Genomic DNA, 12237 nt, shown 5'->3' on the forward strand with positions numbered 1-12237 from the left:
CCTCGCTGCTGGGGCGCGCGGAGCAGACCGAGTGCATCAAGGCCAAGCTCGAGGGCCGCGCGCCACGCTTCTGATCCTGACGGGTCAAGACTTACGGGCCAAGGTTGGCGGGCTCAGGTTATCCACACCCACTTTGCCGCTGCAGTCGCTGATGCGGATAATGGGGACATTGTCCCTTCTTGCGATTCGGCGGCCCCTTGATGTCAATGTTCCTGTCAGCCCTCACGCCCTTGTCAGCCCTCACGTCCCTGGGCCTGCCTGCCGGCAGCGCTCCCACTCATGTGTCTTGCTGGACGGCGCTGCATGTTTGAGCTGCGTCCGTATCAGCAGGAGGCGGTGCGGCGTACCGTCGAGCACTTTCGCCGCAGTGATGAGGCGGCGGTCATCGTGCTGCCCACCGGCAGCGGCAAGTCACTGGTGATCGCGGAGCTTGCGCGTATCGCGCGTGGCCGTGTGCTGGTGCTGGCGCATGTGCGCGAGCTGGTCGAGCAGAACCACGCCAAGTACGAATCCTATGGCAAGGACGCCGACATCTTCAGTGCCGGCCTCAAGCGCAAGCAGGCCTCGCGTCAGGTGGTGTTCGGCTCGGTGCAGTCAGTGGTGCGCAACCTCGATGCCTTCACGCCGGCTGAGCCGGCGGCTGATGCTCAGGCGGCGCCCTTCACGCTGCTGGTGATCGATGAGTGCCACCGGGTCTCGCTGGAGAAGGACGCCAGCTATCGCAAGGTCATCAATCATCTGCGCGAGCACAATCCGCGCCTCAAGGTGCTGGGACTGACGGCGACGCCGTATCGTCTCGGTCAGGGCTTCATCTTCCATCGTCACTATCACGGCATGGTGCGCGGGGATGATGACTGCTTCTTCCGTGATTGCGTCTTCGAGCAGCCGCTGCGCCTGATGGTGCGGCAAGGCTTTCTGAGTGAGCCGCGGCGTGTCGACGTCGCGGTGGCGCGCTATGACTTCTCGCAGCTGGCGCCGGGCATTGGCGGCGGTTTCCAGGAGGCGGAGCTCAACGAGGTGGTGCAGGGCTCGCGCGCGACGCCGGGCATCGTGCTGGATATCGTCGCCCAGGCACGCGAGCGGCGCGGGGTGATGGTGTTCTGCTCCACCGTTGAGCATGCCGAGGAAGTCACGGGGCTGCTGCCCGAGGGCGAGGCGGCGTTGATCACCGGCGAGACACCCGGCGAGGAACGCGAGCGGCTGATCCATGCCTTCAAGGCCCAGCAGCTCAAGTATCTGGTCAATGTGGCGGTGCTCACCACCGGCTTCGATGCGCCGCATGTCGACCTGATCGCCATCCTGCGGCCCACGGAATCCGTCAGTCTCTATCAGCAGATCGTCGGGCGCGGCCTGCGTCTGAGCCCCGGCAAGACGGACTGTCTGATTCTCGACTACGCCGGCAATCCCTGGGATCTCTACGCGCCGGAGGTGGCGACGCCGAAGCCGGCCGGCGACACCGAGATCGTGCAGGTCGAGTGCCCGGTGTGCGGCAATGCCAATCTGTTCTGGGGACGCAAGGATGGCGAGCTGGTGGTCGAGCACTTCGGGCGTCGCTGTCAGGGGCTGGTCGAGTCACCGGAGGGTGAGGGCAGGCCGCTGGTGCAGTGCGACTTCCGCTATCGCGCCAAGGCCTGCCCGCAGTGTGGCGAGGCCAATGACATCGCCGCACGTCATTGTCATGCCTGTCAGGCACGGCTGGTCGACCCGGATGACAAGCTGCGCGATGCACTCAAGCTGCGTGACGCACGGGTGCTGCGCGTCAGCGGCTGGCAGCTGGAGGAGGCGCGCAACGGGCGCGGTCTGCCACGCTTGAAGGTGACCTATTACGACGAGGATGGCACCGATCTGTCCGAGTGGTTCGCGCTCGAGACCTCCGCCCAGCGTCACGCCTTCCGCTTGAGCTTCCTCGCGCGTCATCTGCGCGCGCCGGGCAGTGACTGGGCACCGAAGGACATCGCCGAGGTGCTGGCGGGCGAGGAGCGTCTCAAGGCGCCGGACTTCGTCATCGGGCGCAAGAGCGGGCGTTACTGGCAGATCCGCGACAAGCTGTTCGACTATGCCGGGCGCTATCGCACCGGAATCGCCGCCGGCTGAACGGCGCGCTGGCCGCTGCGTGATCCGGTCGCGTGGCGCATGTTGTCAGGGACACGACGTCGCGGGGATGCTGATCGGGGCCTCGGGTTGCTAGACTGGCGGCTTCATACGCCTCAGGGAGAACTCACAAGGTGAGTGCCACCGATACCTCGGCCAGGCTGGTGTCCGGCTTACGCCCCACCGGACATCTGCAACTCGGACACTATCAATCAGTGATCCGGCGCTGGACCGAGCTGCAATACCATCACGATGCCTATTTTCTGGTCGCCGACTGGAACGCGTTGGCGGTCAGCGGTCACGCGCCTCACGAGATCGAGCAGTACAGCTGGGCGATGGTGATCGACTGTCTCGCCTGTGGGGTCAACCCCAAGGTCGCTACCCTGTTCATCCAGTCGTGGGTGCCGGAGCTGACCGACGTGCACATGATCCTGGCCAGCGTCACGCCCAAGGCCTGGCTGGAGCGTCTGCCCAGCTACCGCGAGATGGTCGCCGGGCTCGGTGAGCAGCAGGGCGCCAGTCTGGCCATGCTCGGTGCGCCCCTGATGCAGGCGGCCGACATTCTGGCGCTGCGGGGGCAGGTGGTGCCCGCCGGCCCCGAGCAGCGTGCGCATATCGAGTTCACCCGTGAGGTCGCCCGGCGCTTCAATCATCGCTATGGCCGCGATGCCGGCTTCGAGGAGCAGGCTGAACGCGCCATCGCGCGCCTGGGCAAGAAGAGCGGTCGCCTGTATCGCGAATGGTTGAGCGACTATCAGGAAGAGGGCGATCTCGAGGCCTTCGAGCGCGCGCGCGGCCTGCTGGCCGAGACCAGCAAGCTCAACCGCAACCAGCAGGAGCGCCTGCTCGGCTATCTGGAAGGCGGCGGGCGGCGCATCCTCGGCGAGCCGGAACACTGGCAGGGTGAGGTCGAGCCGCTGCTGGGCATGGAGCTCAAGACACACAAGGCCGCACGGGAAGACGCCATCTTCCTGCGCAGCGGGCGCGACGATATCGCGGCCTGCGTGCGCGAGATGCCCACCGACCCTGCGCGCGTGCGTCGCAAGGACCCCGGCGACCCGCAGCGCTGCCCGCTGTGGACACTGCATGAAAGCTTCACGCCTGCCTCGGACCGCCAGTGGGCGGAGGAGGGCTGCCGTGATGCCAGCATCGGCTGCCTGGACTGCAAGGGCTGTCTGATCGAGCATGTCGACGCGGCGCTGACGCCGATTCGCGAGCGTGCCGAGGCGCTGGAAGGGGAGCATGGCAAGGTGCGCACCATGATGACTGAAGGCGCCGAGCGGGCCCGCGACACCGTGCGTGACACCCTGGATGAGCTGCGGCGCGTGATCGGCCTGACCTATCGCTAGAGGCGGGCGGCGTCGAGCGCGGCCCCGGCGTATCACCGGCGGCGTAAAGACTTGGGGGATGGGGCGCGAGCCGCTAGAATGCCCGTCCCCCAGACCCACCTTTACCCGCCTCCTGCAGGAGATGTCATGAGCGACCTGCTCGATGGCGCCAGTTTTGCCCTCACCGATGGGCATCAGCCCGCACCTCTCGTCACGCCCCCGACGGCGGCGTCGACGGTGCTGGCGCGCGTCAACGACACCGCGCTCACCGAGATGCCGCAGGACCTGTACATCCCGCCGGAGGCGCTGCGTGTCTTTCTCGAGACCTTCGAGGGGCCGCTGGATCTGCTGCTCTACCTCATCCGTCGCCAGAACCTCGATATCCTCGCCATCAATGTCGCGGCCATCACCCATCAGTACATCGAGTATGTCGAGCTGATGCACGCCATGCAGATCGATCTGGCCGGTGAATACCTGCTGATGGCCGCGATGCTGGCGGAGATCAAGTCGCGCAGCCTGCTGCCGCGTCAGCCCAAGGCGAGTGATGACGACGAGGAAGAGGACCCCCGCGCCGAGCTGATCCGCCGCCTGCAGGAATACGAGCAGACCAAGCTGGCCGCCGAAGGGCTGGATGAGATGCCGCGTCAGGGCCGCGACTGGTTCGTGGCCACGGCAGACCTGCCCGAGCTCGAGACGCGCGTGGTGCACCCTGATGTCGATCTGTCGGAATTGCTCGGCGCGTTGTCCGGCCTCCTGCGTCAGGCGGACCTCGTCCAGGCGCACACCATCTCGCGTGAGGTGATGTCGACCCGCGAGCGCATGCTGGCGATCATGAACCTGTTGACCCATGAGCACTTCACGCCCTTCGAGAAGCTGTTCACGCTCGAGGAAGGGCGTGCCGGGGTGGTGGTCAGCTTCATGGCGATTCTGGAGCTGGCCAAGGAGTCGATGATCGAGATCGTCCAGAATGCGCCGCTGTCACCGATTCACGTGCGCGCCCGCACGCCGGAACCGGACCCCGAGGATGACGAGGACTGGCTGGCGCTGGAATTCGCCGACGAAGACGAGGTGGCGGCCGATCAGGGGGCGTTCGATGACGCAGCGTATGATGACGCAGCGTCCGATGATGCGCAGACGTCACCTTCCTTACCCCCATCCGACGAGCAGGAGAACGCGGCGTCATGAGTTTGCGCGATGTCCCGCTGGACCAGATCATCGAAGCGGCCCTGCTGGCCGCCGGCGAGCCGCTGACGCTAGAGCGCCTGGCCGGTCTGTTCGATGAGTATTCAAGCCCGACCAGGCCTGCGCTGCGTGAGGCGTTGGGCAAGCTGGAAGCGCGTCACCCGGCCGACAAGAGCGCGCTGGAGCTGATCGAGACCGCCAGTGGCTGGCGGCTGCGCGTTCGCCAGCAGTATTCCCCCTGGGTATCGCGACTGTGGGAGGAGCGCCCGCAACGCTATTCGCGTGCCTTGCTGGAGACCCTGGCACTTGTGGCCTATCGTCAACCGGTGACCCGCGGCGATATCGAGCAGGTGCGTGGCGTGACGGTCAGCTCCTCGATCATGCGCACCCTGGTCGAGCGCGGCTGGGTGAGAGTGGTCGGCCACCGTGATGTGCCGGGGCGTCCGGCGGTATTCGCCACCACGCGTCAGTTCCTCGATGACTTCGGCCTCAAGACGCTGGAAGAGCTGCCGCCGGTGCATGAACTGAAAGGCTTCGAAGGACTCGAACAGCTCGAGGCAGACCTGTATGATGTGCCGCCCTCTCAGACCTTGCCATTGCCGGATGACCCGGACGGCGAGACGGAGGAGGCACCGGCAGACGGCGCTGATGCGGGGGCTGATCCAGAGCATGAGACAACGCCTGAGTCAGCACCTGACGCAGAGACTGGGGGAAAGACTGGGGAAAAGACTGAACCAGGCGCTGAGGCAGGGCTTGAGTCAGGTCTTGAGACCGACACCGGCACCCCGGTGCCCGATGACTGGCAACCGCCGGACGTCACCGCCGAGCAGCTGGAAGAGGCGCTGAAGATGCGCGCACTCGACACCTCCGGCGCCTCGGCTGACACACCGAACACAGCAGCACCCTCCGCCTCACAGGCGGAAAATGACCACGCCGGGATGGCGTCCACCGGCTCGGGGTTCGACTTCGCCACACTCGAAGCGCGCCTCAGCCAACGTTTGCGCGGTGCAGACGAGGATGACGACGCTGCCGATGCGCAGCCGCACGACTCCTCCGCTGCCGGGACCGTCGATGATGACGACCCTGCGTAGGCGAAACTCCTATAGATGAAATGGTTCATGTCATGAGCAAGACAGACTCTGATAAGCGCAAGACCTCTCGCCCCGGCAGCAGCCAGGCAGGCAACAAGCAGGCTGGCGGCAAGCACGCCGGTGGCAAGGCCGTGACCGGCAAGGCCTTCGCGGACAAGAATGTCGCGGACAAGAGCGCGGCAGATTCTGCCGACAAGCGTGGCGAGCAGGCCCGCCCGACCCGTGATACCGGCAAGTCCACGCGCGGCAGCAAGGCCAATGTCGGCAAGAAGCCGGCCGCCGCCGACGCGCCGGAACTGCGTCCGCTGCCGCCGCAGGCCAAGGGCGACAAGCTGGTCGAGGACGAGAAACTGCAGAAGGTGCTGGCGCGCTCCGGTCTCGGCTCCCGCCGTGAGATGGAAGTCGCCATCAGCGCCGGTCGCGTCAAGGTCAACGGCAAGGTCGCCCAGCTGGGTGATCGCGTCGGCCCGCGTGACCAGGTCAGCCTCGATGATCGCCCGCAAAGCCTGAAGGGCGCCGAAGAGACGGCGCGTCGCGTCATCATGTACAACAAGCCGGAAGGCGAGCTGTGCACGCGCAAGGACCCGGAAGGCCGCCGCACCGTCTTCGAGCGTCTGCCGCGCCTGAAGGGCGAGCGCTGGATCGCGATCGGTCGTCTCGACATCAACACCAGCGGTCTGTTGCTGTTCACCACCGATGGTGAGCTGGCCAACCGCCTGATGCACCCGTCGACCCAGATCGAGCGTGAGTACGCCGTGCGTGTCATGGGTGAGGTCAAGCGCGAGCACGTCGTCAACATGGTCAATGGCGTGATGCTCGAAGATGGCCCGGCACGTTTCACCGATGTGCAGGAATTCGGTGGCGAAGGCATCAACAGCTGGTTCCACGTCGTGATCATGGAAGGCCGCAACCGTGAGGTTCGCCGTCTGTGGGACTCCCAGGGCCTGACCGTCAGCCGTCTGAAGCGCGTGCGCTACGGCAATATCTTCCTCGACAAGCGCGCTCGCGCCGGTGAGTGGGTGGAGATGGAGCAGAGCGAGATCGATGAACTGTCCACGCTGGCAGGTCTCGAGCATCGCAAGGCGCCGGCCCTGACGCCGGACGAGCAGAACCGCTGGAGCCGCGACAAGCAGAAGCGTCGTCCGGTGCGCGCCATGAAGAAGCCGCCGCAGCGTACGCGCAAGCCGCGCTGATGGCGCAGTCGGTGAGGGCGGCGATGCGCCGTCATGCACTGATATGGCATAAGCTCGTGGACATGCCACAAGCTCGTGCGACCTAAGTGGTAACCCGCAAGCCCGCGCCCATCGCGGGCTTGCGTGTATCTGGCACAGGGGCTGGACCGGGCTCTGGCGCGGGCGTTTCGCGAGGTGCCAGCGGACAAGCTGGTCATTTACTTGAAGTTTTTTTGCAAAAGGCTTGCGTCGAAACGGGATCGGCGGTATCTTACGTCCCGCTTCGCAAGGGTCGTTAGCTCAGTGGTAGAGCAGTTGGCTTTTAACCAATTGGTCGAAGGTTCGAATCCCTCACGACCCACCATTCTCTGGAATGGTCTCTTGCAAAGCACCCGGCGGCGGGTCGTTAGCTCAGTGGTAGAGCAGTTGGCTTTTAACCAATTGGTCGAAGGTTCGAATCCCTCACGACCCACCATCCGCCACCCAGTTTTGGGTCGTTAGCTCAGTGGTAGAGCAGTTGGCTTTTAACCAATTGGTCGAAGGTTCGAATCCCTCACGACCCACCAGATCTTGCCCCGTGCCTTCATTGGCGCGGGGCAATTTTTGTTACGCGAAAGGAAAGAGTCCGTTGCCCCCAAGTCGACTGGAGCCGCGATCGCGCCAGGCGTATCCTTGTGGGCGAGCCAAGGCTCATGTCCGCCCAGTGCGGACGACGCTGCGGGCGATAGACGCCCAAGGCACACGCCGCAGTCTGGGGAGCCCAGCTGCAGCGCTGGCAGGGCCGCCACGGGCCGTTCGTGTCCGGGCCGAGTCCTGACCCACTCAGCACAGGGGGAGCCCCTGTGGGCTAGGTGAGAGACACATGAACAGCCTGACTAATGCCATGCCGGGTCGTGAGGCCCACAATGCCGTCCGTGAGCAGGTGCGCGAGCATCTGGCCCGCGCTTACTGCCCGACGCGCCCCGCCGCCGAGGATGCCGCGCTGATCGACGAGATCAAGCAGCTGCTCATCGAGCGTGATGCCGCACTGGTCGCGCATTACTACTGTGACGACGCCATCCAGCAGCTGGCCGAGGAAACCGGCGGCTGCGTCGCCGACTCGCTCGAGATGGCACGCTTCGGCGCCCGCCATGAGGCCTCGACACTGATCGTCGCCGGCGTGCGCTTCATGGGCGAGACCTCCAAGATCCTGTCGCCGGAGAAGCGCGTGCTGATGCCGACGCTGGAGGCGACCTGCTCGCTGGACCTCGGCTGCCCGGAAGACGAGTTCGCGGCCTTCTGTGATGCTCATCCCGACCGCACCGTGGTGGTGTACGCCAATACCTCGGCGGCCGTGAAGGCGCGCGCCGACTGGGTGGTGACCTCCTCGATCGCCGTCGATGTCATCGAGCACCTGCATGCCCGGGGCGAGAAGCTGATCTGGGCGCCGGACAAGCATCTGGGCGCCTACGTGCAGAAGCAGACCGGTGCCGACATGCTGCTGTGGGACGGCGCCTGTATCGTCCACGACGAGTTCCGCGCCCAGGGCATCAGTGACCTGCTCAAGGTCTACCCGGACGCCGCGGTGCTGGTGCACCCGGAATCACCGCAGTCGGTGGTCGAGCTGGCCGATGTGGTCGGTTCCACCTCGCAGCTGATCAAGGCCGCCGTCGAGCTCGAGAATCAGCAGCTGATCGTCGCGACCGATCGTGGCATCTTCTTCAAGATGCAGCAGGCCGCGCCACACAAGCAGCTGTACGAGGCGCCGACCGCCGGCAATGGCGCGACCTGCAAGAGCTGTGCGCACTGCCCGTGGATGGCGATGAACGGCCTGGAGAATCTGGCCGCCGTGCTGCGTCGCGATCCATCGGAAGCCAATGCCGAGGAAGTCTTCGTCGATGATGACCTGCGTGAGCGCGCCCTGAAGCCGTTGACGCGGATGCTGGAATTCAATCGCGGCTGAGCGCTGACGCTGATCGCCACCGATTGCTGCCTGCATGAACCAGAACCGCCGCTCCCGATTCCCCGGGGCGGCGGTTTTTGTTTGCCTGGTGCTGCGAGAGGGAGCGTGCCTCAGAACTCCTCAATGGCGTTGCGATAGCGCTTGAAGTCTTCCCGGCGTGAACTGATACGGTTGGCCATGCTGAAGTCGCCGTTCTTGCGCGCGGCCTCGTCGGCCAGCTTGAGCTGAGCGAAGGCCTTGTCCATGCGGCCCTCCAGCTGGTCGAATTCGGCGCGATACAGGAAGGCCTCGGCGGTGTGGCCGCTGCGCCCACTGGCTTCGGAGGCCAGGCTCCAGACCTTGGGGTCATCGGGATGATCGCGGCGCATGTCCTCCAGCTGCTGGCGCGCGGCGGCGGGGTCCTGTTGCAGCGCGACTTCCGCCATGGCCAGTCGGGTCGGCAGGTAGTCGGGTTGCAGGCGCAGCAGGCGTCTGGCGCGCCGTGTCGCTTCCTCATAACGCCGGGCATCCCGCGCGACCTCGACCGCACTGGCGCTGATCAGGGTCAGGTCAGGATGCTTGTCATGCAGGCGGTCCAGCGCGGCCAGTGCCTTGTCGACCTGGTTGTGCTCCGCCGCGGCCAGCGCCTGATAGTAGGCAATCGCGTCGGGGTCGGGGTTGTCTTCGCGCAGTGTCGTCAGTCCCTGCTCGGGCTGGCGCAGGTTGAGCGCCAGCAGGGCGCGGGCGCGGATCATCGCGTAGGCGAGCTGCGCGAGCGGGTCGGGAGTCACCTTCTGCATGGCGTCGGCACGCGCCTGGGTGTCGCCGATACGCGCCTCGGTCACCGGGTGCGTGAGCAGAAATTCCGGTGCATTGCCGCCCTGCAGGCTGGCCATGCGTTGCATGGCGCGGAACATGCGCGGCATGGCTTCGGGGTCGAAGCCGGCGCGTGACAGCGCATCGATGCCGACGCGGTCGGCCTCCTGCTCGAAGCGGCGCGAATAGGCCAGCTGATCGGAAATGGCAGCGGCCTGGGTGCCGGCCATGGTCGCGATGCCCGCTGAACCGCCTCCGCCCGCCGCGATCACCATGCCGGCGAGGAAGCCGGCCAGCGTCGGCAGGCGTGTCTCGGCCTGGCGCTCCATGTTGCGCGCGAAGTGATGCTGGGAGAGGTGGCCCAGTTCGTGGGCGAGTACCGAGGCGAAGGCGTCGCGGTCCGGCGCGAAGGCGAACAGCCCCGTATTGACGCCGACCACGCCGCCGGGCACGGCGAAGGCGTTCAGCTGGCTGCTGGCGACCAGCGTGATGATGAAATTGCGCTCATCCAGCTCGCTCCACGGCGCCAGTTGACGCACGATGCTACCGATCCAGTCCAGAGTGATGGGATCATCCCATTCACGCACATGGGCGCGGAACTGACGCAGCCAGGCGCGACCGATACGATATTCATCGTTGCTGGAGATGCCGCCACTCGCACTCCCCAGGTCCGGCAGTCCATAGTCGTTGTGGGATGCGGCCGGCGCACTGGCGACCGGCGCGCCCATCAGCAACAGGCCGAGCAGGGCGCTCGACAGGGTGGCAAGCCCGCGGCGTCCGATGCGGACGCGTCCGCTCAAGGGGGGCAGCAACGACATGCAGGCAATCCTCTTCGATATGGCGCAAGGTGCGGTCGGCTCGCAGGATTGCCGGGCGCCGCACTGGCGTTGACGGCCCTGCGCGAGTCCGGGCAAGACGCAGCCGCGCAGGGCGGAAAGTTGCTTTGTCAGGCAAGGTGCCCTTAAATCGGGGCGTTTTCAAGCTGCACCCTCCATGGCGTGCGGCAGAACATCATAACGAGAACGGAAGGGCAGATGGCATTCGAACGACCTGGCGCTGAGACTGCGAATCCGATGGCTGACTCCACGGCCGATACCCACCTGCAGACGCTGGATGCGCGCGGCCTGCACTGTCCGTTGCCGCTGCTGCGCACCAAGCTCAAACTGGCTGGCATGAGTGCCGGCGAGCAACTCGAGGTCCTCGCCAGCGACGCAGGCGCCTGGGGCGACATCCCTGCCTATCTGGCGCTGAGCGATCACGCGCTGGTCTCGCGTGAAGAGACGCCAGAGGGCGATTATCGCTTCGTGATCAAGGCGCTGTGCGAGGAAGATCCGTCATGACCATGAAGACGTTGTTGCGTGGCTGGATCGAGCGCTATTTCTCCGACGAAGAAGCGGTGGTGCTGTTTCTGGTGCTGGTGCTGGTGTTCGCCGCCGTCATTCTGCTCGGCAGCATGCTGGCGCCATTCTTCACCGCCCTGATCGTCGCCTTCCTGCTGCAGAGCGGCGTGAGCTGGATGGAGCGTCGCGGCCTGCCGCGCCTGGCGGCGGTCAGCCTGATGACGCTGGTGTTCATGGGCATCATGCTGGCCAGTGCGCTGATCCTGCTGCCGCTGGTCTGGCATCAGCTGGCCAATCTGATCCAGGAGATTCCCGGCATGTTCGCCTCCGGGCAGCGCTGGCTGGGCGAGTTGCAGGAGCGCTTCCCCGGCCTGATCACGCCGGAGCAGGTCCAGCAGTGGGTCGGCGCCGCCGGACGTGAGCTGACCCAGTTCGGGCAGCGCGCGGTATCGCTGTCGCTGGCGTCGCTGGGCAACCTGATGGGCGTGGTGATCTACCTGGTGCTGGTACCGATCCTGGTGTTCTTCATGCTCAAGGACCGCGAGCGGCTGGTGGACTTCACGCTGGCGCTGCTGCCGCGCAAGCGCCTGCTGATGAGCCGGGTCTGGAACGAGATGGATGACCAGATCGCCAACTTCGTGCGCGGCAAGGTGATCGAGATCGTCATCGTCGGCGGCGTCAGCTACGTCACCTTCGTCGCCTTCGGGCTGCCGTATTCGGCGCTGCTGGCGATCGTGGTCGGCTTCTCGGTGCTGATTCCCTACATCGGCGCGGCAGGGGCGACCTTGCCGGTCGCCGCCGTCGCCGGTTTCCATTACGGGCTGGGCGACACCTTCATGTACGTGATGATCGCCTACGGCATCATCCAGGCGCTGGATGGCAACGTGCTGGTGCCGCTGCTGTTCTCGGAGGCGGTCAATCTGCATCCGGTGGCGATCATCCTCGCGGTGCTGTTCTTCGGCGGCATCTGGGGCTTCTGGGGCGTGTTCTTCGCCATCCCGCTGGCGACCCTGATGAAGTCGCTGCTCTATGCCTGGCCGCGCCGGGCGCGCGCCGAGGAGAATCGGGTCGCGGACAAGAGCGCCTGATCGAAAAAGCCCCGCCAATCGGCGGGGCTTTTTCATGGCTGAGGCGGCTGGCGCACAGGCGCACTCTGCTCAGCTGTTTCTCCACGAGCTGCTGTCACGCGGGCTGCTGCCACTCGAGCTGCTGCCACTCGAGCTGCTGCCATTCGAGACTAGCGGTCAGCGTTGAGCTCGCGGGCGGCTTCCAGCACTTCCTCGACATGGCCCTTGA

General features: G+C 65.6%; 9 protein-coding genes and 3 tRNA genes. 11 read left to right on the plus strand and 1 reads right to left on the minus strand.

The genetic code is table 11. From position 1 onward, the window contains the following. Positions 1-303 precede the first annotated feature (303 nt). The 9 genes from radD (at position 304) to nadA (ending at position 8806) form a co-directional block, all read left to right on the plus strand. A complete protein-coding gene (radD, locus tag AC4FAH_RS10050; RefSeq protein ID WP_490245971.1) occupies positions 304-2094 on the plus strand; it encodes a DNA repair helicase RadD in 1791 nt (596 codons plus the stop codon). 131 nt (positions 2095-2225) lie between these two features. Further along, positions 2226-3440 carry a nucleotidyl transferase family protein gene (locus tag AC4FAH_RS10055; RefSeq protein ID WP_043336371.1) on the plus strand — a complete coding sequence of 405 codons (1215 nt, stop codon included), beginning with the start codon at positions 2226-2228 and terminating at the stop codon, positions 3438-3440. Positions 3441-3566: 126 nt separating this feature from the next. Further along, complete coding sequence (locus tag AC4FAH_RS10060) at positions 3567-4604, plus strand: segregation and condensation protein A (RefSeq protein ID WP_084589624.1); 1038 nt, start codon at positions 3567-3569, stop codon at positions 4602-4604. Further along, positions 4601-5692, plus strand: coding sequence for an SMC-Scp complex subunit ScpB (scpB, locus tag AC4FAH_RS10065; protein ID WP_490245972.1), 1092 nt, complete (start codon positions 4601-4603; stop codon positions 5690-5692). Before AC4FAH_RS10060 ends, scpB begins: the two co-directional genes overlap by 4 nt. Before the next feature lie 332 nt (positions 5693-6024). Next, positions 6025-6885 (plus strand): 23S rRNA pseudouridine(2605) synthase RluB, encoded by an 861-nt coding sequence (gene rluB, locus AC4FAH_RS10070; RefSeq protein WP_043336411.1) that lies wholly within the window; start codon positions 6025-6027, stop codon positions 6883-6885. 268 nt (positions 6886-7153) lie between these two features. Beyond that, positions 7154-7228, plus strand: a tRNA-Lys gene (locus AC4FAH_RS10075). 36 nt (positions 7229-7264) lie between these two features. Next, positions 7265-7339 (plus strand) — tRNA-Lys (locus AC4FAH_RS10080). A gap of 16 nt (positions 7340-7355) precedes the next feature. After that, positions 7356-7430, plus strand: a tRNA-Lys gene (locus AC4FAH_RS10085). Positions 7431-7747: 317 nt separating this feature from the next. Next, on the plus strand, positions 7748-8806 hold the full coding sequence (gene nadA, locus AC4FAH_RS10090; RefSeq protein WP_490245973.1) for a quinolinate synthase NadA: 1059 nt from the start codon (positions 7748-7750) through the stop codon (positions 8804-8806). Between the two features lie 110 nt (positions 8807-8916). Here nadA and AC4FAH_RS10095 read toward each other — a convergent pair whose 3' ends face one another. Continuing rightward, a complete protein-coding gene (locus AC4FAH_RS10095; protein WP_153636544.1) occupies positions 8917-10419 on the minus strand; it encodes a M48 family metalloprotease in 1503 nt (500 codons plus the stop codon). A 255-nt stretch (positions 10420-10674) separates the two neighbouring features. Here AC4FAH_RS10095 and AC4FAH_RS10100 point away from each other — a divergent pair, with 255 nt between their 5' ends. Then, entirely contained in the window at positions 10675-10941 is a 267-nt protein-coding gene (locus AC4FAH_RS10100; RefSeq protein ID WP_043336423.1) for a sulfurtransferase TusA family protein, read from the plus strand. After that, a complete protein-coding gene (locus AC4FAH_RS10105; protein WP_043336373.1) occupies positions 10938-12029 on the plus strand; it encodes an AI-2E family transporter in 1092 nt (363 codons plus the stop codon). Before AC4FAH_RS10100 ends, AC4FAH_RS10105 begins: the two co-directional genes overlap by 4 nt. Positions 12030-12237 lie beyond the last annotated feature (208 nt).

The organism is Cobetia sp., from assembly GCF_983723665.1.

What these genes read in the sequence shown, in the direction of transcription:
- scpB (WP_490245972.1), top strand. Translation starts at nt 4,601, where the DNA reads ATGAGTTTGCGCGATGTCCCGCTGGACCAGATCATCGAAGCGGCCCTG.
- nadA (WP_490245973.1), top strand. Translation starts at nt 7,748, where the DNA reads ATGCCGGGTCGTGAGGCCCACAATGCCGTCCGTGAGCAGGTGCGCGAG.
- AC4FAH_RS10095 (WP_153636544.1), bottom strand. Translation starts at nt 10,419, where the DNA reads ATGTCGTTGCTGCCCCCCTTGAGCGGACGCGTCCGCATCGGACGCCGC.
- radD (WP_490245971.1), top strand. Translation starts at nt 304, where the DNA reads ATGTTTGAGCTGCGTCCGTATCAGCAGGAGGCGGTGCGGCGTACCGTC.
- AC4FAH_RS10100 (WP_043336423.1), top strand. Translation starts at nt 10,675, where the DNA reads ATGGCTGACTCCACGGCCGATACCCACCTGCAGACGCTGGATGCGCGC.
- AC4FAH_RS10105 (WP_043336373.1), top strand. Translation starts at nt 10,938, where the DNA reads ATGACCATGAAGACGTTGTTGCGTGGCTGGATCGAGCGCTATTTCTCC.
- AC4FAH_RS10060 (WP_084589624.1), top strand. Translation starts at nt 3,567, where the DNA reads ATGAGCGACCTGCTCGATGGCGCCAGTTTTGCCCTCACCGATGGGCAT.